Origin of the sequence: Halopelagius longus (assembly GCF_900100875.1) — an archaeon.
Taxonomy (GTDB): domain Archaea; phylum Halobacteriota; class Halobacteria; order Halobacteriales; family Haloferacaceae; genus Halopelagius; species Halopelagius longus.
In genome coordinates, this window is record NZ_FNKQ01000002.1 from 677997 (window position 1) to 703683 (window position 25687).

Genomic DNA, 25687 nt, shown 5'->3' on the forward strand with positions numbered 1-25687 from the left:
GCGTCCCCGCGCCGTCGTCACTCGGCCGTCACTCGGCCGTCAGCCCGCGTTCACCACTCGTCCATCGGGAACTCGAAGGTGAGGTCGGTGCCGTCGTCGTCGGCCGTGAGCATCATCGTCGCGTCCTCAAGCGTTTCGAAGAACCGGCCGGCGATGACCTCCGCGACGACGCGTTCGAGCGACTCCCGGGAGTCTTCGCCCACGTCCGCGAGGATGCCGAGCGGAATCTGCGCGCCCGCCATGTCGGCGTGCCCGCCGGCGCTCCCGATGGGGCTGAGCGCGTCTCTGAGCGTCTCTCCGAGGTCCACCTCCGTCCCGCGGGCGCGCCCCGAGACGTACACCGTGCCGTCCATGAAGCCGTACACGATGGCTATCTTCACGCCGTCCATGCCGAGCAGGCGGTCGGCCGCCTGCGCGAGGGCGTCTCGGTCACGTATCTCGCCGACGTTCGTCGCCAACGCCTCCCCGCGCACGTCGCGGTTGCGGACGGCGCGGGCGATGGTCTCGAGCACCTCGGAACTCATGCTCGGCGATTCGACGCGTTGGAGCAACGAGAGGTCCGCGGCGGGGAGGCAGAACGCCGCCGCCTCGAAGTCCGCGGACGACACCTCCCGCGTGAAGTCCTTCGTGTCCACGCGGATGCCGAACAGGAGCGCCGTCGCCACCGTCTCGCCGGGGTCGATGTTCAACCGACGGAGGTAGTCGACCAAGAGCGTGCTCGTCGAACCCATGTCGCGGCGCAGGTCGAGGAACCGCGCTTCGACCGGCGCGCGCGGCGGGTGGTGGTCGATGACGATATCGACGTTCACCTCCGGCGAGAGGCCGTCGTTGACCCCCGGCCGGGAGTGGTCCACGAGGGCGACGCCGTCGTACGCCTCGACGGTCGCCTCCGAGTCCAGTTCCAGCAGGTCGAGGTCGAGCAGGTTGACGAACGCGCGGTTCTCCTGGTGGGATATCTCCCCGAAGTAACAGGGGTCTGCGGGCACGTCCACCGACTCCGCGATGCGACAGAGCGCGATGGCGCTCGCTATCGCGTCCGGGTCGGGGTTGTCGTGCATCACGACCGCGAGGCGGCCGTCGATGCTCCGGAGGACGCGGTACAGTCGGTGGAGGCGGTCCGCGGACTGCCCGCCGGCGAGGTCGATGAGTCGGTTGAAAAGCGCCGCTCGGCCGTCTATCGTGCGGTCTACGAGCGACGTGAGCGTCTCTCGGACGTCGTGGTCGGCGTCCTGTCCGAGGTAACCGACGACGTAGGCGTCGGGGAACTTCTCGCGGACGAGGCGCGCGGCGTCGACGTTCGTCGCGGCGTCGTCGCTGGCGACGAACACCACGTCGGCGTGGTCGGGGTACGCCTCCTCGTCGTCGGGCGCGCGTCTGTCGGCGTCGACGCCCTCCTCGCGGAAGGAGTCTACGACCCCCCCGCGCCGCGAGAGGACGGTGAGTTCGCCCGGCCACTCGGCCATCCGTTCTATGGACCGGCGCGCGGCCGTCCCGCACCCGAGGACCAACCGCCGTGTCATGGCCGAAACGTCAGTCTCTGGCGGGAAAACCCTACCGTCACGGATGCGGCCGCCCCCGATTTCACCCCGGCGGCGACGCAGTCGATCCGTCGATGGAGTTATACCTCGTCCACATGTGGTACGTCATGTCATGGACGCCGACCCCGACCTCGTTGGGACGGAGTTCGAAGAGTCACTCGAAGCGGCCTGCCGGACGGCAGTCGGCGATAGTCTCCGCAGCATCACCTACTTCACACCCGAGCAGTTCACGCAAGTGTACCTCCGGTCTGACCTCGACTCGGACGCCGACTTGGCGGGCTTCGTCGAGCACGAAACCGACGGCTTTCGAGCGAAGCGAGCGTACCGAGGCTCCGAACTCGGCGACTACGAGTTCTCCATCCGGGCGTTCGAGAACGGCTACCTCACCCGCGTCACCGCCGGCGGGCACGGCGTGTTCGTCACGACGGACGGACTGACGATGCGCCGGTCCGAGGAGGTGGCGACGGCGCTACAGGAGGTTCTCACGGAGCGAGAGGTGGCGTCTACCGCGTAGCGGCTTTCGCCCCGACCGACTCCGACGCGAACGCGAACGCCAGCGGCGGCTCTCGCGGTCGGTTTGCGTCCGCGAAGAGAAAGAAACGGAGGTGAGTCGCCGAACCGAAACGGCCCCTCAGAAGAGGGCCGCGGCGACGGTTTGGGCCGTCTCGATGACGGGCGCGAACGCCGGCAGCAACAGGAGCGTGCCGACGGCCGCGAAGATGACGGCCGTGTAGAGGCCGACCGGACTCGTGTCCAGTTCGAGCCCCTCCTTGGGGTCCTCTATCCACATCGCCTTGACGACGCGACTGTAGTAGAACAGCGACAGCGTGCTGTTTATCGCGCCGAAGGCGGCGAGCCACCAGAACCCGGCCTCGATGGCCGAGTAGAAGAGGGCGTACTTCGAGAGGAAGCCGCCGAACGGCGGGAGGCCCGCGAGGCTGAACATGAACACGGTCATGGCGACGCAGGCCATCGGCGCGCGCGTCGCGAGGCCGTTGTAGTCCTCGAACGTGCGGCCGACGCCCCAGCGTTCCACCATCGCGATGAACAGGAACGCGCCGGTGTTCATGAAGCCGTAGACCATCAGGTGCGCCATCGACGCGCCGAGGACGTCCGCGTTCGGCCCGCCGACGGAGAGCGCCGCGAGACCGATGAGCGCGTAGCCCGCGTGTCCGATGGAGGAGTACGCGAGCATCCGCTTTACGTTCTCTTGGGTCGCCGCGGCGAAGTTACCGAGCGTCATCGTGACGACGGCGAGAATCTGGAAGACGAGCACCCAGTCGAGTCCCGCGGGCAGTTGCCCGAGGGGGAACGCCACGAGGAAGACGCGGAAGGCGACGGCGAAGCCGGCCGCCTTCGACGCCGACGAGAGGAACGCCGAGATGGGCGCGGGCGCTCCCTCGTACGCCTCGGGCGCCCAGAAGTGGAAGGGCACGGAGGCCGTCTTGTAGGAGAACCCGCCGACGAGCATCAGCACGCCGATGCCGAGCACGCCGATCATCTGCGTGTCGCCGATCGAGGAGGCGATTTCGGCGAGCAGCAGCGACCCCGTCGCCGCGTAGACGAGGCTGATGCCGAAGACGAACACCGCAGAGGAGAGCGCGCCGATGAGGAAGTACTTCAGACCCGCCTCGATGCTCCCGCGGTCCGTCTTCAGGAACGCCACGAGGGCGAAGGAGGGGAGCGAGGCGAGTTCGAGGCTGACGAACACCGTCGCAAGCGAGTTCGCCATCGACATCAGCGTCATGCCGGTGGCGGCGAACATCACGAGCGAGTAGTACTCGCCGCGCGTCGTCTGCGCTTCGAGGTAGTCGTAGCTCGCGACGGAGACCATCGCGGCGACGACGGTGAAGATGAGCGTGAAGAACAGGCTCATCCCGTCGACGACTATCGCGTCGCCGTAGAGCGATATCGCGCCGCCCGTGGCGGGCTGTCCCGTCCCGGCGACGAGGAACCAGCCCGCGACGGCGAACGCCAACAGCGACCCCGCGGCCGAGACGCCGGCGAGCACGGCGTTGCTCACGCCCTCGCGGGCGGTGTGGATACTGTCGATGAGGAGCAGGACGAGCCCCGTCAGCGCCAAGATGAGCGCCGGAGCCGTCGCCGCCCAGTTCGGGAGCGTGCTCTGAAGCGCGAGTGCGCTCGCGGACATCAGACGCCACCTCCCGTCTCGAGGATCGGATTAACCGCTTGTTGAATCATCTCGAAGAAGATGTCCGGCGCCACGCCGAGTGCGATGACGAGCACGAGAAGCACCGCGAGCGGCGCCACGTCGTGGAACGCCGCCTCGGTCACCTCGTAGTCGCCGTCGAACCGGAACGGCCCGAACAGCGTGCGCTGCATCGCGAACAGCAGGTAACCCGCGACGATGACGATGCCGAACATCGCCGCCGCCGTGAACAGCGGCATCGCGTCGTGGACCGTCGACTGGAAGGAGCCCTGGAAGATGAAGAACTCCGCGGCGAAGCCGGCCATCAGCGGCAGGCCCATGTAGCCGAACGCGCCGGCCACGAAGATGCCCGAGGTGACGGGCATCCGGTCCGCCATGCCGGACATGTCGCCCACCATGCGCGTGTGCGTGGTGTTGTAGATGACGCCGACGGCCATGAACATCAGACCGGAGATGAGGCCGTGAGCGACCATCTGGAACGTCGCGCCGCCGACGCCGTACGTCGTGTACGCGACGAGTCCGAGGATGACGTACCCCATCGACGACACCGACGAGTAGGCGACGATGCGCTTGAGGTCCTGCTGGGCCAGCGCCAGTATCGCGCCGTAGATGACGCTGACGACGGCGATGACCGCGATGGGAACGACGAGCGCCTGCGCCACGTCCGGCATCATCGTGAAGTTAAACCGGAGCAGGGCGTACGTCCCCATCTTCAGGAGGACGCCCGCCAGCATCACGGACACCGGCGTCGGCGCTTCGACGTGAGCGTCCGGGAGCCACGTGTGAAGCGGGGCGACGGGCACCTTCACCGCGAAGCCGAGGAACATCGCCACGAAGGCGACGAGTTTCAGCGTCGCGGCGTCGAGCGCGCCGTAGCCGCCGAGTTCGCCGGCCCGCAACGCCTGCGATATCTCGGGTAAGCCGAGCGAACTGACGGAGTCGCCCAGCCCGAACACGAGGGCGATGAAGCCGATGAACATCACGAGCGACGCGATGTTCGTGTAGACGAAGAACTTGATAGCGGCGTACTTCCGGCGCGGACCGCCCCAGACGCCGATGAGGAAGTACATCGGCACGAGGACGGCCTCCCAGAAGATGAACCACACGAAGAAGTCCAGCGCCGTGAACACGCCCAGCAGGTTCGCCTCCATGAACAGCATGAGGCCGTAGAACTGCGACTGCCGGGACGTGATGGGCGTCCACGCGCTGACTATCGCCAGCGTCGTGAGTATCGTCGTGAGGACGACCAGCGGCAGGCTGATGCCGTCGACGCCGACGTACCAGTTCAGGTCGAGTCCGCCCAGCGTGAGCCAAGTGAACTGTGTCTCGAACGCGATGGAACCGCCCAGGAGGGCGTTTCCGGTCGCGTCGAACTGTGACCACATGTAGAGGCTCCCGACGACCGGGAGCAGACTGAGCACGGCCGCCAACTCGCCGGCGTGTTGCCGCGGCGCGACGAACACGACCAGCGCGGAGACGAACGTGACTGCGATGAGCGCTTCGATTATCATACGAACCACCCTCCGATGATGCCGAATCCGAGAAGCAACGCCGTCAGACCCAAGGTGAGGAGCGCGGCGTAGTTGCTCACGACACCCGTCTGAATCCGACGGACGCGACTACCCGAGAGCAGGCTGACGCTGGAGACGCCGTTGACGACGCCGTCGACGACGCCGTTGTCGAACTTGTCCGCGGCGCGCGAAAGCGGTTGCACGACGCCGGTGGCCAGCCAGACCTGGTACTCGTCTTGGTAGTAGTTGTTGTACAGCGCCGTCTTGATGCCGCCGAGCTTGTCGGTGTGTTCCGTCGGCTCGGGGTCGTTGTACAGGAAGAACGCCAGCCCCGCGCCCGCGAGGGCGAGGGCCAGCGAGACGGCACCCGAGACGAGGGCGTCGAAGCCCGCCGCGTGGATGCCGGCGCCGAAGTCCGATTCGAGGACTTCGAGGTAGTGGTGGGCCGTCAGCCCGCTGAACCCGTGGTCGAGCCAGTCGTGGAGGAACGTCAGGTGCATGCCCGTCAGTTCCTCGACCGGCACCATGTTCACGAAGCCGATGACAGCGGCGAGGACGCCCAGCACCGCCAGCGGGAACTTGACGTTCCAGCCGACGCCGTGGGGGTTCCGCGCCGTCTCGGTCCGCGGCTCACCGTGGAAGGTGAGCATCACCATGCGGAACGTGTAGAAGCCGGTGAAGAACACGGCGAGCAGGCCGAAGGCGTACGCGACGAGAAGCACCGTCCCGAGGCCGCCCTCGGTTCCGAGCCCGTGGTTGAGCGCCTCGAACAGCACCTCGTCTTTCGACCAGAAGCCCGAGAACGGGAAGATGCCGGCGAGCGCGAGCGACCCCGAGAGGAACGTCCAGTAGGTCACGGGCATCCGCTCTTTGAGACCGCCCATGTCCCACATGTTCTCGTTGTGGTGCATCGCGATGATGACCGACCCCGCGCCGAGGAACAGGAGCGCCTTGAAGAAGGCGTGGGTGAGCAGGTGGAACGTCGCGGCGACGTACCCGCCCGCGCCCAGCGCGAGCATCATGTACCCGTACTGCGAGATGGTCGAGTACGCCAGCACCTGCTTTATCTCCTGCTTGACGACGCCCATCGTCGCGGCGAAGAGGGCGGTGAAGCCCCCGACCAGAGCGATGATGGCGAGCGCCGTCGGCGAGAGCGCGTAGAAGCCGTACATCCGCGCGACGAGGTACACCCCGGCGGCGACCATCGTCGCGGCGTGGATGAGCGCGGAGACGGGCGTCGGACCCTCCATGGCGTCCGGGAGCCACGTGTGGAGGGGGAACTGCGCGGACTTCCCGACGACGCCGCCGAGAATCAGCAGTCCGACGACGGTGAACCACGTCTGCGGCGCGAAGCCGAACGTGTTGATTCCCTCCGCGGCGCCGGACGCGAGCGCTTCCTCCGCGAGCGCCGGGAACGACTCCGCCCCGGAGAACTGCGCGGTGCCGAACGTCGCGAACACCGCGACGACGCCGACGAGGAAGAAGTAGTCACCGAAGCGGGTGACGAGGAACGCCTTCTTCGCGGCGCTCGGCGGTCCCCGCTCGCGGAACCAGAAGCCGATGAGGAGGAACGAACAGAGGCCCACGAGCTCGAAGAACATGAACGCCATGAGCAGGTTGTCGGCGACGACGAACCCGAGCATGGAGGCGGTGAACAGGCCGAGCCCGGCGTAGTAGCGCGGGAGGCCGACCTCGCCCTCGTCGTTCATGTATCCGAGGCTGAAGATGTGGACCAGGAAGGCGATGAGCGTCACGATGACGAGCATCATCGCCGACAGCGGGTCGATGAGGATACCGAACGTGAGCGTCAGCGCGTCCTGTGCGCCGGTGGCCCACGTGTAGATGGTCGTGTCGATCGTCTGTCCCTGACTGACGGCGAAGAACGTCGCCAGCGACAGTACGAGCGAACCCGCAGTCGCGGCGATGCCCGCCAGCGCGCCGCCCTTCGGCAGGCGGTTGCCGAGGAAGAGGGCGACCAGGAACGAGACGAACGGCAACAAGACGATCGCCGGTGTGAAGTCGAGTATTCCTGCCATGTTACCACCTCATCGTCGTTGCTTCGGTCACGTCGACGCCGTCGAAGTTGCGGTAGAGGACGAGCACGATGCCCAGTCCGATCGCGACTTCGGCGGCGGCGAGCGCCATCGTGAACAGCGCGAACGTCTGTCCCGTGACGTTCCCCCAGACGAAGGAGAACGCGACGAGGTTGATGTTCGCGGCGTTCAACATCAGTTCGACCGACATCAACAGCAGCAGCGCGTTGCGCCGCGTGAGGATGCCGAACAGGCCGATACAGAACATCGCGGCCGACAGGAGGAGGTAGTACTGCGGCGGGACCATCAGTCCTCCCCCTCCCCGTCGTCGAAGAGCGCTCGTTTTATCTTTCGGCCGCCGTCGGCCAGAAGCACCGTCTCGGCCTGTCCTTCGTCACCCTCGTGCTTCGCGAGGTGGAGTGCGCCGTCGAGAGCCACGTCGAGCGTTATCGCCATGACGATGAACGCGACGAGGAAGCTCTCTCCCGGCACCTGTCCGAACCCGAGGTTGAACATCGCGTAGCCGATGCTGGCCGTGATGTTCACGTCGCCGAACCCCTGCGGTTGCGGGAACGCCGACGTGAGGAACGCGGCGGCCATCACGACGAACAGTCCGACTGCGGCCAGACCGGGTATCAGGTGCGACCCGAGCTTCAGTTCCGGTTTGGTTGTCATGTGCTACTCACCTCCGCTTCTGTTCGCGTCAGCATCACGGCGAACGTGATGAGTATGAGGACCCCGCCCACGTAGACGAGAATCTGCATGGCTGCAAGGAACTCCGCTTGCAGCATCACGTAATGCACCGCGACGCTCAGGAGCGCGCCCCCCAGCAAGAGTGCGGAGTGCCAGATGTCCCGCACGAGGACGACGCCCAGGCTGCAGCCCACGGTAACGAGGGCGAACAGCGCGAACGCGATGGTTTCATAAACCATTGTTTGTGTCTCCTTGAGGAATCCTTTTGTAGATTTCGAGAACGTCCGAACGGGGAACCGAGCCGGTTCGTCCGCGGACGTCTACGTTCGGTGAAGCGACCTCGCGGTCACCTCACTGGTAGTCGACTTCGCCCTCTCCCTCGCCGATCCACGCGTCGCGGTCGGGATTCCGGGAGTTGAGTGGGTCGATGTCCTTGTACCACGGGACGTTCTTCAGCTGCTCTTTGTTGTACACGAAGTCGTCCTTCGTGTCCGCGGTGAACTCGAAGTTCTGCGTGAGCAGGATGGCGTCTACGGGGCAGACCTCCTCGCACAGTCGGCAGTAGATGCACTGCCCGATGTGGAGGTTGTACTGCTCCCCGTTGCGCTGTTCGTCCTGAATTATCTGGATCGTGTCGTTCGGACAGACGTTCTCGCACTGGCGGCACCAGATACAGCGCTCTTGGCTGAACTTGTGCACGCCGCGGAAGCGCGGACTCACTTCGGGCGCGACGTCCGGGTACTCGACCGTGAACGTCTTGCCGTCCAATGCGTGCTTCATCGTCGTCGCCATGCCTTTCAGTATTCCAATCATGCGATCACCCCCACGATTATGGCCGTGAGAACCAGGTTGGCGAAGGAGAGCACGAGCATCCCCTTCCAACCGACTTCGATGAGCTGGTCGATGCGGAGGCGCGGAATCGCCGACCGCGCCCACTGCGTGAACAGGAAGAACGCCCAGATCTTGATGATGAACCAGACGATGCCCGGCAGGACCGGCCCCGCGGGACCGCCGAGGAACAGCAGCGCGACGAGCGCGCCGCCGAGGAAGATGTGGATGAACTCCCCGAGGTAGATGAGGACGAAGTAAACCGAGGAGTACTCCGTCTGGTACCCGGCGACGATTTCGGTCGGCGCCTCCGGAATGTCGAACGGGTTCCGTCCGATTTCGGCGAGGTTCGCCAGCATGAACAGCGCGAACGCGAACGGGTTGACGAACGCGAACCACTGCGGAATCGTCACGCCGGCGACGGTGAGAAGCGGTTCGGCCTGCACCGCGACGACTTCGCTCGGTCGCAGCGTGCCGGTGAAGATGATCACCGACGCCGCCGTGACGATGAGCGGAATCTCGTACGCGATGTTCTGCGCGACGGCGCGGAGGCCGCCGAGGAGCGAGTACTTGTTGTTCGAGGCGTATCCGCACATCACGAGGCCGAGCGACGCGATGGAGGAGGCGGCGAACGCGAACACGACGCCCGTCTCGGGGTCGGCCAGTTGGATGCCGCTCCCCATCGGGATGACCGCAAAGCCCAGAAGTGCGGAGAAGGGGACGATAAGCGGCCCGAGGTCCCACGCCGGACGGTCGACTCCCTCGGGGACGATGAGCTCCTTCGACAGCAGACGGACGGCGTCCGCGACGATGATGAGCAGGCCGAACGGCCCGATGCGGTTGACCGCGATGCGGTCCGTGAACGCCGCGGTTATCTTCCGCTTTGCCCACGGTCCGGCGACGGCCGTCATCGCGAGCATGATGTTGGCGATGAGGAACGCCCCGATGAGTCCGCCGACGATGTCGCCGACGATGCCGGAGAGTCCGAGCAGGTTCGCTATCGTCTCCGGCAGGAGAACGGGGTCGTTCCCGCCGCCCCCACCGCTCTGGAGGAGGACCGTCGCGGACATCAGCGGTCCACCTCGCCGAGGATGATGTCGAGGCTACCGAGGCTGGCGATCATGTCCGGGATGTACTCGCCGTTGGACATCTCCGGCAGCGTCTGGAGGTTCGAGAAGCACGGACTGCGAATCTTGAACCGCGCCGGCTTCTCGGTGCCGTCCGCGCGCATGTAGATGCCGAGTTCGCCCTTCGCGCCCTCGACGGCGCGGTATATCTCCGTGTCGTCGTCCGGGCGGAGCGTCCGCGGGACGTTCGACTGGATGTCGCGCTCGTCTTCGGGCCAGTCTTCGAGCAGGTCGACGCACTGCTCGATTATCTTCGCTGACTGCTCGACTTCGCGCATGCGCACGAGGAGGCGCGAGAAGTTGTCGCCGCCTTCTTCGGTGACGACGTCCCACTCGAGTTCCTCGTAGTAGCCGTAGGGGTCGTCGCGGCGCAGGTCGTAATCGACGCCCGACCCGCGCGCGACGGGACCGGTCGCGCCGTAGGACTTCGCGACGTCCTCGGGGAGGACGCCCGTCCCTACCGTCCGAGTCTGCAGAATCTCGTTCGAGGTGATGAGGTCGTGGTACTCCTCCAGCGCCGTCGGCAGGTCGTCGAGGAAGTCCCGAATCTTCCCGAAGAACTCCTCGCGGGGTTCGGGGAGGTCCCAGACGACGCCGCCGAGGCGGAAGTAGTTGAACATCATCCGCTGGCCGGTGAGGTCCTCTAAGATGTTCTGGACCTTCTCGCGGTCCCGCATCGCGTACATGAAGATCGCGGTGAAGTCGCCGTAGATGTCCAACGCGAACGTCCCCACCGCGAGCATGTGAGAGGCGATGCGGCACAGTTCCGCGCTCATCGTCCGGATGACCTGCGCGTACTCCGGCACGTCGATGTCCGCGAGGTCCTCCGCGGCGCGCGCGTACGCCCACTCGTTGAGCAGTCCGGCCGAGGCGTAGTCCCACCGGTCCGGGTACGGCATAATCTGGTGCCGGTAGGTCCCGTTCTGGCAGAGTTGCTCCTCGCAGCGGTGGAGGTAGCCGATGTCGGGTTCGACGTCGGCTATCTGCTCGCCGTCGAGGACCGTCTTCACGTGGAGGACGCCGTGGGTCGCCGGGTGGTGCGGCCCGACGTTGATGTACATCGTGTTGCCGTCCTCGTCCCGGTGGTCCTCCTGCAACGGGTTCGCGTGCTCTTTGAGCGTGACTATCTGCGGCCGGTCCTGGTCGTAGTCCATCGACAGGGGGTGGCCCTGCCACGTCTCCGGGAGGAGGATGCGACGCAGGTCCGGGTGGTCGTCGTACTCGATGCCGACGAGGTCGTACGCCTCCCGTTCGTGCCAGTCGGCCGTCCGGTAGACGGGTTCGGCGGACTGACTCCGCGGGTCGTCCTTCGAGGTGGGTACGACGACGCTGACCTCCCGCGTCCGGTCGTCGTAGCTCGTGAGGTGGTAGATAGACTCGTAGCGGTCCTCGTACTCCTCGGCGGTGACGCAGGAGAGGTGGTCGAAGTCCGCCTCGTCGCGGAGTTTGAACAGCGCCTCCTGTACGTCGTCCGGGCGGACGACGAGTCCGGGCGCGTTCACGTGTTCCTCGCGACCGATGACGAGGTCGCCGAGCAGGTCGGCGAGCTCGTCGCCCGTCGTCGGAACGGCCGAGACGCTCTCGGGAGTCTGCTGTCGTTCCAGGCTCATGGTGAATCAGCCCAGTTGTATCTCATGATGAGTTCGTCTTCGTCGATCTGTTCGGCGAGCTTGTCGACGATCTCGTCGCGCTGGAGGTCGCCGAACTGTTCGAGCTCGTACGGCTTCACCGTCACCGGCGAGGACTCGCCGTTGGCGATGCGCTCTTGGAGTTTGACGACGCCGTAGACGAGCGCTTCGGGGCGCGGCGGGCATCCCGGAACGTGGATGTCCACGGGGATGACCTCTTCGGCCCCCTTGATGACGTTGTAGCCCTCTTGGAACGGGCCGCCGGAGATGGTGCACGACCCCATGCCGACGACGAACTTCGGTTCGGGCATCTGGTCGTACACGCGCTTCATCCGCGGGGCGAACTTCGAGACGATGGTCCCCGGCACGATGATGACGTCGGCCTGTCGCGGCGACGCCCGGGGGACGCCCGACCCGAACCGGTCGAGGTCGTGCTTCACCGCGTACGTGTGCATCATCTCGATGCTGCAGCAGGCGATACCGAACTGCAGCATGAACATCGAGGACCCGCGGACCCAGTTCATGAACTTGTCGAACTTCGTGAGGATGAACGGCGAGGAGCCGAACGCCTCCCGAAGCTTCGAGTTGAAGCGGTCGTCCGCACCCGTGATTCGGGCGTCCTGTGTCTCGTTCTGTACCCTACTGTTGTCCGTGACGAAAGGTCGGTTGTGTTCGCTACTCATGTTTGTCTCTCTGTCTTCCGACGGTTCGCAAGCGGGCTTTTGACCCACCTGATAGCGCCGTTGCGCCACGCCCAGACCAAGCCGACGACGAGGATGCCGATGAATACCAGCATCGGCAGCAACACCTGCGTCAAACTAGCACCCTGGGCCAACGCGGAGCGGTAGATGACCGTCCACGGAAATAGGAGAACGGTTTCGATGTCGAACACGAGGAACAGCAGCGCGACCATGTAGTACTGGATGTTGAACTGGACGCGCGCCGTACCCGTGGGTACCTCACCGCTCTCGTAGGTGGCGCTCTTCCCTTGTTCCGGCACTGTTGGACGCAGGAGCGCCGACACCGCCATCATCCCCAGCGGGATGCCGACGCCGACGAGGCCCAACGCACCGATTGCGATCCAATCACTCATACCGTAGTCTCCTGACGTTCGTGGGTTAGAAGGCTCCCCCTATAAGCGTTGATTTTGGCGCCTCTCGCGGTTTCGGGGGGCTCATATGGCCGAAGCCCTAAGGACGAACGGACTGCTTCTCGAACCGTCTCTCTGCGGCGGCTACCTCGACTCTCGGAACGCCTCGACGCCCGTGTCGTGGAGGTCCCGAGACACCGCGGCGACGCCCGACACCAACTCCTCGTGGTACTCGACGAGGCGTTCTTCGAGTTCCTCGTGCCGCCGAGCGAGTATCTGCGTCGCCGAGAGCGCCGCGTTGAACGACTTGCCCGCGTCCACGGCGACGATGGGCGCGCCCGTCGGCATCCCGATGACCGAATCGACGGACTTCTCCTGAACCGGCACGCCGACGACCGGAAGCGGGTACGCGATGGAGGCGGTCATGTTCGGCAGGTCCGCGGACTTCCCGCCCGCGCCGGCGATTATCACGTCGAGGCCCCTCTCGGCCGCCGTCTCGCCGTACGCGTACATGAGTTCGGGCGTCCGGTGCGCCGAGACGACGTACGTCTCGTACGTAAAGCGCGCCTCGGGCGCGTCGCGGAAGTCGGTCTGCTCTTCGAACCCGAGTTCGTCGAGGGCGTCGTGGGCCCTGGACATCACGTCGAGGTCCGAGTCCGACCCCATGATGATGCCCACCTCGGGCGTCGTCTCGGGGTCCACGTCCGCGTTCGCCTCCGCGCGGAGTCGGTCGATGAGGTCCTGTACGTCCACGTTGTCTGCGTCTGTGTCGTCGCTCATGGGTTCACTCGAAGGTCAGTCCGTCCCGCAGGTCGCGGGCGCGCGAGAGAAGGTCGGTCACGTCGGCGTCCGCCTCGCCGGTGAGGGTGAGGTGGCCCATCTTCCGGAGGGGGCGCACGTCGTCTTTCCCGTACCAGTGGAGCGACGCCGCCTCGGCCGAGAGGACGGACTCGACGTTGCCGAGGCGGGCCGCCCGCGTCTCCTCGACGGTGCCGAGGACGTTCGCCGAGACGGTGGGCGACCGGAGGGCGGTCGAGCCGAGGGGCCACCCGAGGACGGCCCGGACGTGCTGTTCGAATTGGGAGGTGCGCGCGCCCTCGATGGACCAGTGGCCGGAGTTGTGCGGACGCGGGGCGATCTCGTTGACGAGAATCTCGCCCTCGCCCGTCTCGAACAGTTCGATGCCGAAGACGCCGCGGCCCGAGAGCATCGAGAGGACGTTCCGGGCCACCTCGTCGGCGCGTTCGCGCACCCCCTCTGTCGTCCGCGCGGGGACGAGCGTCTCGCGGAGAATCTCCTCCTCGTGGACGTTCTCGCCCGCGGGGAACGTCCGCACCTCGCCGTCGCCCTGCACGGCGATGACGGACAGTTCCCGTTCGAAGTCGACGAACGCCTCGGCCATCGCCGGGCCGCCGAGTCGTTCGAGGGCCGCCTCGGCCTCCGATTCGTCGCGGACGGGGACGTTCCCGCGGCCGTCGTAGCCGCCGGTCCGGGCTTTCAGCATGACGCTCCCGAACTCGTCGAGGGCCTCGCGCAGGTCCGCCTCGTCGTCCACGCGGCGGAACGGCGGGACGGGGACGCCCGCCTCCTGGAGGGCCCGCTTTTGGACGAGTTTGTCCTCGATGGTTCGGAGCGTCTCCGGGGAGGGGTGGACGGTGAGACCGAACTCCTCGGATACCTCCGCTAAGAGGTCCGAATCCGCGAGTTCTATCTCGAACGTCAGGGCGTCCACCCGCGAGGCGAGTTCGCGGAACGCCTCGGGGTCGTCGAAACCGCCGACGATCTGTTCTCGCGCGACGGGCGCGGCGGGACAGTCTGGCGTCGGGTCGAGGACGACCACGTCGACGCCGAGGGGGGCCGCGGCCTCCGCGAGCATGCGCCCGAGTTGGCCGCCGCCCACGACGCCGAGGGTCGGGCCGGGTACGGTGACGGTCACAGTCGCTCGATTGTGGAGAACACTGCATAAACGTTGCCGAAGCGGACGAGAATATGAACACGTTCGTGCCCAAAACGGCCGCCGAGTCGTCAGGCCGGGACCGAGGCGTTCGTCGCGCCGCCGCCGCCCGCCGACCGCAGGTTGTCGGCCGAGTCGACGTTCACGTCGGGGCCGCTTACGCCGTTGAGCGCCTCCCGGTCGATGAACACCACGACGCCGTCGTTCCAGAGGCGGAACTTGTGCTCGAACGCCTCGTAGCCGTCGAGGTGCGGTTCGACCTCGTCGCGGCTGAAGTCCTTCGCGATGACGACCGGCGGGGCGTCCTGCAACGCCTCCTCGGGCGAGGCGTCCGGCGACGTGCTCGTCACCTCCGCGCCGTACATCTCCAGATACCACGGAAGCGGCAGGCGGTCGTGCCACGCCGGGCCGCCCGGCGGCGGCGTCCTGAGCGACGACTCGTCCTCCACGTAGAACAACTCGTCGTCGCTCCCGGGCGCCGTCGTCCCGTAGAACAGCACGTCCGTGCCTTCGTTGGCCTGCGCCACCGCGCCGACGGTTTCCATCGTCGGCTTCAGGTCGTTCTCGGGTTGCGCCCACTGGAGGACCTGCTTGTTCTCCTCGGATGCGCTGTTGAAGTACGCCGCGTTGGCGGCGGCGACGCCGCCGAGGGAGGCGAGGACGACCAGCGCGGCCAACCCGACGCTCACCGCGTCGTCGGCCGAGAGCGCCTCCCGGCCGGACTCGAAGACGAAGGCGACGCCGACCGCCGCCGGGACGGCCAACGGGACGACGGCGTGGACGACGGCCCACGGCGCTTCGATGTCGGTGGCGATGGGGTAGCCGAGGACGGAGGCGATGCCCCAGTACGTCGCGAAGGCGACGAACTCGCGGTAGCGGCCGCCGCGGAAGCCGTACCGGTCGACGAAGACGCCGACGACGGCGAAGGCGATGACCGCGGGCGCGCCGTACACCATCGTCTCGAGGAAGTCGTGGAGGAAGGGGAGGTACGCGTGGTCCTGATGGCCGCCGCCGGCCCACGTGTCCGCGAACTTCTCCGCCGCGCCGACGGTTCCGGCCTCGAGGACGTTCGTCAGCGACGCGGACCCGCCGAAGGCCTGCCAGAGGTCCGGCCGCGGCGCGTAGAAGAACCAGACGATGCCGAGAAACAGGAGCGCCGAGGCGACGAGGGTGCCGCCGACGCGGAGGAGGCTCCGTCCCGTGGTCTCTCCGTGGCCGCGGAGTCGCGCGGCGACGGCGCGGGGCCACCGGCGGCCGAACACCTCGCCCGCGGACTCGCCGCGCGCCGTCGCCGACAGCAGTCGGTGGTCCGCCAAGAGGAACGCCGCGCCGAGGAAACAGACCAGATAGAGGATGGCGTTCTCCTTCGTCGTGAACGCCAGTCCCATCGAGGCGGCGGCGGGGAAGGCGTACCGGAGTTTCCCGGTGTCGAACCCGCGGACGACGAACCCGAGCGCGAACAGCGAGAACGCCGCCACGAGCACGTCGTTGCGCATGAACCGCGAGTAGTAGACCAAGAGCGGGTTCAACGCGAGGATGGCGGCGAAGGCCACCACCTCGGTCCGTTCGAGGCGTTCGCGGAACAACCACGCCGCGATGGGGAGGAGTCCGCCGACGACGGCGACGGGGAGGCGAACGAGGAAGTCGGAGGGGTCGGCGACGGCCAACAGCCAGTCGTTGACTATCTGGAGGAACGGGCCGTGGACGATGGGGCGGTAGACGAAGTAGTCGGTCTCGTGGTACCTGAGAATCCAGTAGCCGACGCGCCCCTCGTCCCAGTGCATGATGCGGCCGCCGAGGGCGACGACGCGGAGGACGAGTGCGACGGCGGCGGCGGCGATGACGCCGAGGAGGGCGCGGGAGTAGCCGTGGCGGTGGCGACGCTCCGCCCGGGTCTTCGCGTCCGTCCGGGTCGCGGTCGATTCCTCGACCGTCGCGGACGAAGACGCGGACGAAGAGGTGGACGAAGACGACACCTCGTCGGAACTCATGGACTCTCATCGCCCCTCCGAGACTACAACTCTTGTGTTTGCTCGTAGCTCGTGGGTGTCGGTCTCGAATCGCCGGGCGCGTCACAGTCGCGCGACGCATTATCGCCCCGTCGAGGGCCGCCCGTCGCCGTGGCGGCGTCTGCGGGCTTCGGTAGTTCTTTTATCGCCGCACGGAACCGGACGCGTATGGTCGCACTCGGACTGGTGGTGGCCCAGTTCAACTCCTCGGTCACCGAACAGATGGAAGAGGCCGCACTCGACGCGGCCGCGGAACGAGACGCGGACGTGGTCGAAGTCGTCCGCGTCCCCGGCGCGTACGACTCGCCGTTGGCCGCCGACAGACTCGCGCGGCGGCAGGACGTCGAAGCCGTCGCCGTCGTCGGCGCGATAGTCACCGGCGACACGGACCACGACAGGGTCATCGCCGACGCGGCGGCGCAGGGACTCACCGACGTGAGCGTCGAACGGGACAAACCCGTCACGTTCGGCGTCTCCGGCCCGGGACAGAGCGGTGCCGAGGCCAGAGAGCGCGTCGGGAAAGGTGCGGAAGCGGTAAACGCCGCGGTCGATATGGTGGAGGTGTTAGCATGAGCGACTTCGACTTCGCCGACCGCGTAGAACGCGTCGAACCGAGCGCAACGCTCGCGATAAGCAACCTCGCCGGAGAACTTGAGGCCGACGGCGTCGACGTCGTCGACCTCTCGGTCGGCGAACCCGACTTCCCCACGCCGCAGAACGTCGTCGAAGCCGGACAGGACGCGATGGCGTCCGGACACACGGGCTACACCTCCTCGAACGGCGTCCCCGAACTCCGCGAGGCCATCGCGGAGAAACTCCGCGGCGACGGCATCGACTGCACGTCGGACAACGTCATCGTCACGCCCGGCGGCAAGCAAGCCCTCTTCGAGACGTTCCAGTCGCTCATCGACGACGGCGACGAAGTCGTCCTCTTGGACCCTGCGTGGGTGTCTTACGAGGCGATGGCCAAACTCGCCGGCGGGTCGCTCAACCGCGTGGACCTCGCGCCGTACGACTTCCAACTGGAACCCGCCCTCGACGACCTGAGCGAGGCCGTCTCCGACGAGACGGAACTGCTCGTCGTCAACTCGCCGTCGAACCCGACGGGGGCCGTCTACTCCGACGACGCCCTCGAAGGCGTCCGCGACTTGGCCGTCGAACACGACATCACCGTCATCTCCGACGAGATCTACGAGCAGATAACGTACGGCGTCGAACCGACGAGTCTCGCCTCCCTGGACGGAATGGGCGACCGCACGGTAACCATCAACGGCTTCTCGAAGGCGTACTCGATGACCGGGTGGCGTCTGGGCTACCTCTGTGCGCCCGAGGAACTCGTCTCGCAGGCGGCGAAACTCCACTCGCACTCCGTCTCGTGTGCGGTCAACTTCGTCCAACACGCCGGCATCGAGGCCCTCGAAAACACGGACGAAGCGGTCACCGAGATGCGCGACGCCTTCCGCGAACGCCGCGACATGCTCGTGGACCTCTTTGCGGACCACGACGTGGACGTACCCGTCGGCGACGGCGCGTTCTACATGATGATTCCCGTCGACGACGACGACCAAGCGTGGTGCGAGGGCGCGATAGAGGACGCCCACGTCGCCACCGTCCCCGGTAGCGCGTTCGGGTCGCCCGGCTACGCCCGCATCTCCTACGCCGCGAGCGAAGAACGCCTCCGCGAGGCCGTCGAACGCCTCGCCGAACACGACTACATCTAACTCGGCGCTCCCGCGTCTCCGGGTTCTCTTCCTCGCCTTACGTTTCACTCACGAGAAAGGTGTAACTAAATACCCGCGGCGACGCGGGTTCGGACGGAACGATGGTCCCCACTTTCCACGATATTCGGCGGTACACCGACCGTAGGGTGGTATTAGTTGCCGCGTTCACCGCGGCTCTCCTCTTCCTCCACGAGGTGGTCTCGGCCTATCAGATGTCTCTCCTCCGCGCACTGAGCCGATTCTGGTCCCTCGCGACCGGAGAGTGGGTCGCGCTTAGCGTCGGTTCGTTCGTCGTAGAACCGGTACTGCTGTTCGTCGGTCTCTACTACCTGAGCCGTCGCCTCGACGAACGACTCCCGACGGTCCTACTCCTCTCGGCTCTCGCCGCCGCCGTCGTCGTCGGGTCGCTGTTCGGACAGTTCGTCGGGTGGACGGTTTGGCACGTACCCACGCCGTTTTCCACCGCTCTGCAGCGGAATCTGCTCTATCCGTCGCCGGTGACCCTGTTGCACTGGCAGGAGTTCCTCGCGCCTCTCGTCCGCAGTTTCCTCACCGCGCTGGCCGCTATCGGCCTCGCACAGTACCGAACGTGGCGGCGGTGAGACGGGGCGCGTCTCGAACAACAGACCCGTAGTCGTGGTACCGACGACCGACCCTCGAAATTATGCCGCGTGCCAGCGATTGACGCAGTATATGCGCGCAGCAGTGTTCACCGGCCACGGAGAACCGCTCGAAATCAGGGAGATTGCCGAACCGGAACCGGACGCGACGGGGGTCGTGGTCGAGACGGACGTCTGCGGCATCTGCCGGAGCGACTGGCACGCCTGGCAGGGCGACCCAGTCTGGGAGTCGCGGGGGTTCGAGGAGGGGCACGTGCTCGGCCACGAACCCGCCGGCGTCGTCGTCGACGTCGGCGAGGAAGTCGAACACGTCCGGGAGGGCGACCGAGTCACCGTGCCGTTCAACCTCGCCGACGGGACGTGTCCCTCCTGTCGGAACGCGCACTCGAACCGCTGCGACAACCGAATTCCGCTCGGCCTCGCACCCGAGTCGAAGGGTGCCTTCGGCGAGCGATTTCACGTCCCGTGGGCCGACTTCAACGTCGTCCCCCTGCCGGACGGCGTCTCGCAGGTCGAGATGGCCGGGATGGGCTGTCGGTTCATGACCTCGTTCCACGGACTCGTCCACCGGGCGGACGTCACCGCGGGCGACTGGGTGGCGGTCCACGGGTGCGGCGGCGTCGGACTGTCCGCCGTCCACGTCGCCGACGCCCTCGGAGCGAACGTCGTCGCCGTCGACCTGTTCGACGAGAAACTGGCGTTCGCCGCCGAGTTGGGTGCCGTCGCGACCGTCAACGCGGAGGAGGTGGGCGACGTGCCGACGGAGGTGGCCGCGATAACCGACGGAGGCGCGGACGTCTCCGTCGACGCCCTCGGCATCGCCGAGACGTGTCGCAACTCGATTCTGAGCCTCCGGAAGGGCGGTCAGCACGTCCAGATAGGCCTGACGTCGAGCGAGGAGGGCGGCGAGGTGTCGCTTCCGACCGACCGGATGGTCCTCAAGGAGATAGAGTTCGTCGGGGCCGTCGGGATGCCGCGGCCCCGCTACGACGAGATTTTCCGGATGATAGAACACGGAAAGCTCGACCCCGAGGCGATAGTGTCCGAGACGGTGTCGCTCGAAGACGTCCCCGAGAGACTCGCCGCGATGACGGAGTTCGACACGACCGGCATCCCCGTGGTAGAGTTCTGACGGCGACGGGAGGGGTGGTGGGTCGCGGCGGCGGAAACGAGGCGGCGGAAACGAGGTGGCGGGAACGCGAGTCGGGAGTTACTTCCGCAACGCCTCGACGGGCGTCTCGTTGGCCGCCTTCCACGCCGGGTACAGTCCGCTGAGGACGCTCGTGACGAGTGCGAACAGCATCGCGAGGCCGATGTAGAGCAGATTCGCCGGCGCGAACGTGAGCCACGGATCCGAGATGACGGCGGTGTTGAGGAGGAGTCCCGCGCCCACGGAGAGGATCGCCCCGATGATGCCGCCGACGACGCCCAGCAAGCCCGCTTCGGCGAGAATCATGCGGACCACGTCGAGTTTCTGGACGCCGACGGCGCGGAGGACGCCGATCTCCTGTCGCCGTTCGACGGTGCTCATCAGCATGACGTTGAGGATGCTCACGCCCGCGACGACCAAGGAGATGGAGCCGATGCCGATGAGGAAGGCGTTGAGGATACCGAAGAACTGGCCGATGCCCTCGGTGAGGCTCTGTAACTCGAAGACCGAGACTTTCTCCTCGCGTTCGTTCAGCGTCTCGCGGACGGCGGTTGCCGTCTCGTTCGCCGCGGTTCCCGAGGGGGCTTTGATGACCACCTGCGAGTAGCCCGACTCGTTGAAGTCCTCCGCGGGGATGATGATGGCGTTGTCGGGGGTCATCAGCGAGAGACTGTTCTGCTCTTCGATGACGGCGGCGACGCGGTACGTCCGGTTGTCGACGGTGATGCTGTTTCCGGCCTCGATGTCGAACCGCTCCGCCGTCGACGCCCCGACGAGAGCGTCCTGCCTGAGTCTGTCGGGGACGCGGCCGTCCGACGCCGAATACAGCGTCCCCGGGTTCGAGATGCCGTACGTCGTCACTATCGACTGTTCCCGCCCGCGGACGACCGTGCTGCTCCGCTGTCTGACGGGGACCACCACCGCCTCGCTGTCTGCGACGCGACGGATGTCCGTCACGTCGCGGTCCGAGAGCGTCTCGTACCCCGCTTGAGGGTTCGGCGAGACGGATATCTCGTTGCCGATGTCGCCGAGTTGCTGGGTCGCGCCGGTGCGGAGCGTCGTGCCGAACATCCCGAGCGACGCGATGGCGACGACGCCGATGATGATGCCCAACGCCGCAAGCGCCGAGCGGAGTCGGTTCCGAGTGAGGTTGCGCCGGGCCATCAGAAGCGCCGGGAACCGCCGGTAGAGTTCGTCGAGTCGGCTCATGTCGTGTACTCCTCCGTCGCTTCCTCGGTGAGTCGCCCGTCCACCAAGTTCACCACGCGGTCGGCGTACTGCCGCAGTTGGTCGTCGTGCGTGACGGCGATGACGGCGACGTCCTCCTCGACTTTGAGCTCCGTGAACAGTTCGAGCACGTCGCGTCCCGTCTCCCGGTCTAAGTTCCCCGTCGGTTCGTCGGCCAACAGGATGCGCGGCGAGTTGATGAGCGCCCGGGCGATTGCGACGCGTTGCTTCTGCCCGCCGGAGAGTTGGTCGGGACGGTGGTGGAGTCGTTCGCCGAGGCCCACCCGGTCGAGCAGTCGCGTCGCTCGTTCTCTCGCCGTCGGGTCGTCGCCGAACAGCGTGGGCACCTCGACGTTCTCGACGGCCGACAGCGTCGGGATCAGGTAGAAGTTCTGGAAGATGAAGCCGATGGAGCGCTTCCGCTCCCGCGTCATCTCCTCGTCCGAGAGGTCGGTCACGTCGCGTCCGTCGAGGTTGACGACGCCCTCGGAGGGCACGTCGAGGAGTCCGAGGACGTTGAGCATCGTGGACTTGCCGCTGCCGGAGGGCCCCATGACCGCGACGAACTCCCCGGGTTCGGCGGCGAAATCGACCTGCTTCAGCGCTTCGACGGTCTCCGTACCGCTCTCGTAGCGCTTCCACACGTCGACGAGTTCGATTATCGACATCGGATTACTGTCGTCTGTACGCGTACGCTCCCACGCCGACGACGACGAGGAGGGCGGCGATACCGCCGACGAGGAGCGGCAGGCTGGGGAGCGAACCGCCGCCGCCGCCACCGCTCTGTACCGGTTCGGCCGGTTGCAGGTCGCGCACGTCCACCGCAGTTCGCTTCGTCCGCCGTTCGCCGTTCGAGAGGTACGTCACCTCCAACGGCACTTCGGAGGCGTTCTCGTCGATTTCAGCGTACACGTCGAACGAGACGAAGTCGCTGGACGGGATCGACCCGACGAAGTACTCCCGGTTGGGGCGGGCCGGCGTGACGTTCTCCGTCGGCAGGACGCGGACCACGACGCTATCGACCTGCGAGAGGCCGACGTTGCTGGTGCTTCCGGAGATGTGGAGTCGGCCCTCCTCCATCTCGTAGTCGATACCCGTTAGCTCGACCGCGCCGGGGTTGGCCGTGTAGTTGAGCGTCGTCGTCGTTTCGCTCTCCCGTCCGCCCGTCCGGTATCGCAGGCGCACGTCGAGGGGACCGCCGGAGACGCCCGAGACGTTCAACTGCTTCGTCGTGGCGGCGTCGGCCGCCACCGCGCCCATCGGCCGTCGGAAGACGACGGTGCCGTTCCGGACGCCCTCGACTACGGTCTCTTCGAGGCGGGCGTTCCCGAGGTTCGAGACGTCGACGACTATCGGCGGCGACGCCCCCGACGCGGCGACGCTCGCGTCGACCCGCACGTCCTCTCGGAGGGGGTCGGATCGGAGCGTCGCCGTGTCGGCGGCGACGCGCGTGTTCCCGCCCCGGGTCGTGTACTGCAGGCGCGCTTCGAGTTGCGACCGCCGCGCCGACGGCGTCACGGAGACGTTGAACGTGCGCGACTCGCCGGCGGCGAGGGTCGGCAGGACGCGCGTCGCGTTCCCCACGTCGGCGTCGGTTCCCGAGAGCGAGAGTCGGAGGTTCCGAACCGGCGCGTCCTCGCCGTTGGTCGCGGTCACCTCGATATCGTTCTCCGCGCCGACCACACCGTCGTCGGCGTCGATGCTGATCTGCGGTCCGCCCTGCCTGACGGTCACGACGACGGGGTACTGCAGGCGGACGTACTCGCCGTCGCTCCGCCCGACGACGAACACGCGGAGTTCGCGCGTCCCGGGGTCGTCGAACGACGCGGTGAGGGGGACCTTCATTTCGGCCCCGGGCGGTATCGTCCCGAGGTCCTCCACCCGGGTGATGTCGTTCGTCCCGCCGCGGGTGCGGACGTACACGTCGGTAATCTCGAACGACGAACCGCTCTGGTCGGCGTTTCTGACGGTCGTCGAGACGGTGAACTGTTCGCCGGGCGCGGGTTGGTCGGGCGACACCGTGACGTTCGAGACGAAGGCGGTCGCCGGAGCGCCGTCTACCGCGCCGACGCCCGCCAACGCGGACGCGACGACCACCGCCGTCAGGAGGAGGGCTCGCTTCATGTAAACTGAATCATATCTTTGCGCGGCGTCTCAAAAGAGTACCGCTGGTATTCGCGGGAGGGAAGCGACCTTCGCCAGTCGAACGCGCCGAACGGTCGTCCGCGTTCGGTCGAGGGGGACCGTCACCTCCGCGCGGCGTCTCGCCGCGCGTCTCGCGGCGGCGATTCGCCGTCCCGTCTCTCGTTCCCGTCCCGTGCATCCGCGCGAGTTTTTATGGTAACACGGCACCAGACACGGACAATGCACGTCCGGGACCTCCCCCTGCCGGACCGGATACGGGCCCACTACGAGTCGAAGGGTATCGAACAGCTCTACCCGCCACAGGCCGCCGCAGTCGAGGCGGGCGTCGCCGACGGCGACCGTCTGGTCGCCGCCATCCCCACCGCCTCCGGGAAGACGTTCATCGCGGAACTGGCGATGCTCACCGCCGACGGCCCCGCGTTGTACATCGTCCCCCTGCGCGCCCTCGCCCGCGAGAAGTACGAGACGTTCGCGGAACTGCCCGGCGTCAGCGTCGGCATCTCCACGGGCGACTTCGACTCGCCGGCGGAGGATTTGGGCGACAACGACATCGTCGTCGCCACCGCAGAGAAGGTCGATTCCGCCATCCGAAACGGCGCGTCGTGGGTGTCGGAGTTGGCCTGCGTCGTCGTCGACGAGGTGCACCTCCTCGGGTCGGACGGCCGCGGCCCGACGCTGGAAGTCACGCTCGCCACCCTCCAACGGCGAGCGCCCGGCGTCCAAATCGTCGCCCTCTCGGCGACGGTGGACAACCCCGAGGACATCGCCGAGTGGTTGGACGCCGAACTCGTCGAGACGACGTGGCGACCCGTCTCGCTCCGAACCGGCGTCTACGCCGAGGGGGCCGTGGCGTTCGACGACGACTCGACGCTCGAGTGTCCGCCGGGCGACGTGGGGCCGAACGACGACCGAGACACCGAGGCCACCGCGGCACTCGTCACCGACGCCGTCGAGAACGGGGGACAGAGCGTCGCGTTCGTCCGGTCGCGCCGCGAGGCCGAATCGCTGGCCGAACGCCTCGCGCGGGAGGAACTCGTCTCCCGCCCGGAGATGGCCGACGCCGTCACCGAGTTAGACGGGACGGAGACCGGCGAGAGACTCGCCGACTGCGTCCGGAACGGCGTCGCCTTCCACCACGCCGGACTCCGGACGGGCCACCGCGCCCTCGTCGAGTCGGCGTTCCGCGACCGGAAACTGAAGGTCATCTGCGCGACGCCGACGCTCGCGGCGGGCGTCAACGTCCCCGCCCGTCGCGTCGTCGTCCGCGACCAGAAGCGCTACACCGGCGAGGAGATGGCGTGGCTTCCCGTCCTCGAAGTCCACCAGATGTGCGGCCGGGCGGGCCGGCCCCACCTCGACCCGTACGGCGAGGCGGTCCTCGTGGGCGACGACCGGTCCCGCGAGGAGTTGTGGGAGCGATACGTCGAGGCGGGACCGGAGGCGGTGGAGTCGAAACTCGCCGCCCGCGACGCCCTCCGGACGCACGTCCTCTCCGTCGTCGCCTCCGGGTTCGCCGACTCGAAATCCGGCGTGTTGGACCTCTTGGACGCGTCCTTTTTCGCTCACCAGTCTCCCGGCGTGGACCTCTCGGGACTCGTGGACGACGTGGCCGCCGAACTCGCGGAGATGTCGATGCTGACCGTCGAGGGCGACGCCCTCGCGGCGACGACGTTGGGCGAACAGGTGTCCCGGCAGTACGTCCGCCCCGAGACGGGCGCGCGCCTCGTCTCCGGCATCCGGACGGCCGAGGGGATGGCCGACGAGAACGTGACGGCGCTGACGGCCCTCGAAATCGTCTGCGACACGCCGGACATGTACGGCACCTACCTCGGAAACAGGGAGCGGGCGGCGATGTACCGCTTCGCCACCCGCCACGCCGCGGAGTTCACCACCGACATGAACGCGACGGAGAACTTCGAGGAGTGGCTGAGCGCGGTCAAACTCGCGCGCATCCTCCGCGAGTGGGCCGACGGCGAGTCCGTCGAGACCATCGTGGAGAACTACCGCATCGGTCCGGGCGACTTGGAGTCCCGCATCGAACGCGCGGAGTGGCTTCTCGGGGCGGCGGACGCCGTCGCGGGCGTCGTGGACGCAGACCCCAGCGTGTTCCGCGCCGTCCGGTCGCGCCTCTGAGCCGCGGACGCTCAGCGTCCCGTGATAGTTGATACCGCGCCATATCGGACAGTAGCGTTTCTAACGCCGTGAGAATCGCCTATCGTATATATGCTGTTACCCGCCGTTAG

General features: G+C 66.9%; 24 protein-coding genes. 6 read left to right on the forward strand and 18 right to left on the reverse strand.

Annotated elements, in window-relative coordinates; genetic code table 11:
- Positions 1–50 precede the first annotated feature (50 nt).
- Positions 51–1520, reverse strand: coding sequence for a DHH family phosphoesterase (locus tag BLS11_RS09220; RefSeq protein WP_092536346.1), 1470 nt, complete (start codon positions 1518–1520; stop codon positions 51–53).
- 130 nt (positions 1521–1650) lie between these two features.
- Between BLS11_RS09220 and BLS11_RS09225 the strand changes: the two genes are divergently transcribed.
- A complete protein-coding gene (locus BLS11_RS09225; protein WP_092536349.1) occupies positions 1651–2052 on the forward strand; it encodes a DUF7522 family protein in 402 nt (133 codons plus the stop codon).
- 117 nt (positions 2053–2169) lie between these two features.
- On the opposite strand, the gene BLS11_RS09230 is transcribed toward BLS11_RS09225, so the two are convergent.
- The 14 genes from BLS11_RS09230 to BLS11_RS09295 all read right to left on the reverse strand — a co-directional run bounded on the left by BLS11_RS09230 (position 2170) and on the right by BLS11_RS09295 (position 16563).
- Positions 2170–3690, reverse strand: a complete 1521-nt coding sequence (locus tag BLS11_RS09230) for an NADH-quinone oxidoreductase subunit N (protein WP_092536352.1) — start codon at positions 3688–3690, stop codon at positions 2170–2172.
- Positions 3690–5219: a complex I subunit 4 family protein gene (locus tag BLS11_RS09235; RefSeq protein ID WP_092536355.1), complete on the reverse strand. Its 1530-nt coding sequence runs from the start codon at positions 5217–5219 to the stop codon at positions 3690–3692. Before BLS11_RS09235 ends, BLS11_RS09230 begins: the two co-directional genes overlap by 1 nt.
- On the reverse strand, positions 5216–7255 hold the full coding sequence (nuoL, locus tag BLS11_RS09240; RefSeq protein WP_092536358.1) for an NADH-quinone oxidoreductase subunit L: 2040 nt from the start codon (positions 7253–7255) through the stop codon (positions 5216–5218). The genes BLS11_RS09235 and nuoL overlap by 4 nt, the downstream gene beginning before the upstream one ends.
- A 1-nt stretch (position 7256) precedes the next feature.
- Positions 7257–7559, reverse strand: a complete 303-nt coding sequence (nuoK, locus tag BLS11_RS09245) for an NADH-quinone oxidoreductase subunit NuoK (RefSeq protein ID WP_092536361.1) — start codon at positions 7557–7559, stop codon at positions 7257–7259.
- A complete protein-coding gene (locus BLS11_RS09250) occupies positions 7559–7927 on the reverse strand; it encodes a proton-conducting membrane transporter (RefSeq protein WP_092536364.1) in 369 nt (122 codons plus the stop codon). The genes nuoK and BLS11_RS09250 overlap by 1 nt, the downstream gene beginning before the upstream one ends.
- Positions 7924–8184 (reverse strand): NADH-quinone oxidoreductase subunit J, encoded by a 261-nt coding sequence (locus BLS11_RS09255; protein WP_092536367.1) that lies wholly within the window; start codon positions 8182–8184, stop codon positions 7924–7926. Before BLS11_RS09255 ends, BLS11_RS09250 begins: the two co-directional genes overlap by 4 nt.
- A 112-nt stretch (positions 8185–8296) precedes the next feature.
- Entirely contained in the window at positions 8297–8758 is a 462-nt protein-coding gene (locus tag BLS11_RS09260; RefSeq protein WP_092536370.1) for a NuoI/complex I 23 kDa subunit family protein, read from the reverse strand.
- Entirely contained in the window at positions 8755–9843 is a 1089-nt protein-coding gene (locus BLS11_RS09265; protein WP_092536373.1) for a complex I subunit 1/NuoH family protein, read from the reverse strand. Before BLS11_RS09265 ends, BLS11_RS09260 begins: the two co-directional genes overlap by 4 nt.
- Complete coding sequence (locus tag BLS11_RS09270; protein ID WP_092536376.1) at positions 9843–11510, reverse strand: NADH-quinone oxidoreductase subunit D; 1668 nt, start codon at positions 11508–11510, stop codon at positions 9843–9845. The genes BLS11_RS09265 and BLS11_RS09270 overlap by 1 nt, the downstream gene beginning before the upstream one ends.
- Positions 11507–12211, reverse strand: coding sequence for an NADH-quinone oxidoreductase subunit B (locus BLS11_RS09275; protein ID WP_092536379.1), 705 nt, complete (start codon positions 12209–12211; stop codon positions 11507–11509). The genes BLS11_RS09270 and BLS11_RS09275 overlap by 4 nt, the downstream gene beginning before the upstream one ends.
- On the reverse strand, positions 12208–12621 hold the full coding sequence (locus tag BLS11_RS09280) for an NADH-quinone oxidoreductase subunit A (RefSeq protein ID WP_092536382.1): 414 nt from the start codon (positions 12619–12621) through the stop codon (positions 12208–12210). Before BLS11_RS09280 ends, BLS11_RS09275 begins: the two co-directional genes overlap by 4 nt.
- 141 nt (positions 12622–12762) lie before the next feature.
- A complete protein-coding gene (gene purE / locus BLS11_RS09285) occupies positions 12763–13398 on the reverse strand; it encodes a 5-(carboxyamino)imidazole ribonucleotide mutase (RefSeq protein WP_092536385.1) in 636 nt (211 codons plus the stop codon).
- Positions 13399–13402: 4 nt separating this feature from the next.
- Positions 13403–14554 carry a 5-(carboxyamino)imidazole ribonucleotide synthase gene (locus BLS11_RS09290; RefSeq protein ID WP_092536388.1) on the reverse strand — a complete coding sequence of 384 codons (1152 nt, stop codon included), beginning with the start codon at positions 14552–14554 and terminating at the stop codon, positions 13403–13405.
- 89 nt (positions 14555–14643) lie between these two features.
- The gene (locus BLS11_RS09295; protein ID WP_092536391.1) at positions 14644–16563 is read right to left on the reverse strand and encodes a flippase activity-associated protein Agl23; all 1920 of its coding nucleotides are present in this window, start codon (positions 16561–16563) and stop codon (positions 14644–14646) included.
- A gap of 186 nt (positions 16564–16749) precedes the next feature.
- Between BLS11_RS09295 and ribH the strand changes: the two genes are divergently transcribed.
- The 4 genes from ribH (at position 16750) to BLS11_RS09315 (ending at position 20054) form a co-directional block, all read left to right on the forward strand.
- Positions 16750–17154 (forward strand): 6,7-dimethyl-8-ribityllumazine synthase, encoded by a 405-nt coding sequence (gene ribH / locus BLS11_RS09300; RefSeq protein WP_092536394.1) that lies wholly within the window; start codon positions 16750–16752, stop codon positions 17152–17154.
- Positions 17151–18302 carry a pyridoxal phosphate-dependent aminotransferase gene (locus BLS11_RS09305; protein WP_092536396.1) on the forward strand — a complete coding sequence of 384 codons (1152 nt, stop codon included), beginning with the start codon at positions 17151–17153 and terminating at the stop codon, positions 18300–18302. The genes ribH and BLS11_RS09305 overlap by 4 nt, the downstream gene beginning before the upstream one ends.
- A 146-nt stretch (positions 18303–18448) precedes the next feature.
- Complete coding sequence (locus BLS11_RS09310) at positions 18449–18904, forward strand: hypothetical protein (protein ID WP_092536399.1); 456 nt, start codon at positions 18449–18451, stop codon at positions 18902–18904.
- Between the two features lie 91 nt (positions 18905–18995).
- A complete protein-coding gene (locus BLS11_RS09315) occupies positions 18996–20054 on the forward strand; it encodes a zinc-dependent alcohol dehydrogenase family protein (protein ID WP_092536402.1) in 1059 nt (352 codons plus the stop codon).
- Between the two features lie 78 nt (positions 20055–20132).
- On the opposite strand, the gene BLS11_RS09320 is transcribed toward BLS11_RS09315, so the two are convergent.
- Genes BLS11_RS09320 through BLS11_RS09330 form a run of 3 tightly spaced genes read right to left on the reverse strand, consistent with a single transcriptional unit; the run spans position 20133 to position 23423 of the window.
- Entirely contained in the window at positions 20133–21281 is a 1149-nt protein-coding gene (locus BLS11_RS09320; RefSeq protein WP_092536405.1) for an ABC transporter permease, read from the reverse strand.
- Positions 21278–21967: an ABC transporter ATP-binding protein gene (locus BLS11_RS09325; RefSeq protein ID WP_092536408.1), complete on the reverse strand. Its 690-nt coding sequence runs from the start codon at positions 21965–21967 to the stop codon at positions 21278–21280. The genes BLS11_RS09320 and BLS11_RS09325 overlap by 4 nt, the downstream gene beginning before the upstream one ends.
- 4 nt (positions 21968–21971) lie before the next feature.
- Positions 21972–23423: a COG1361 family protein gene (locus tag BLS11_RS09330; RefSeq protein WP_092536411.1), complete on the reverse strand. Its 1452-nt coding sequence runs from the start codon at positions 23421–23423 to the stop codon at positions 21972–21974.
- Positions 23424–23663: 240 nt separating this feature from the next.
- Between BLS11_RS09330 and BLS11_RS09335 the strand changes: the two genes are divergently transcribed.
- A complete protein-coding gene (locus tag BLS11_RS09335; RefSeq protein ID WP_092536414.1) occupies positions 23664–25577 on the forward strand; it encodes a DEAD/DEAH box helicase in 1914 nt (637 codons plus the stop codon).
- Positions 25578–25687 lie beyond the last annotated feature (110 nt).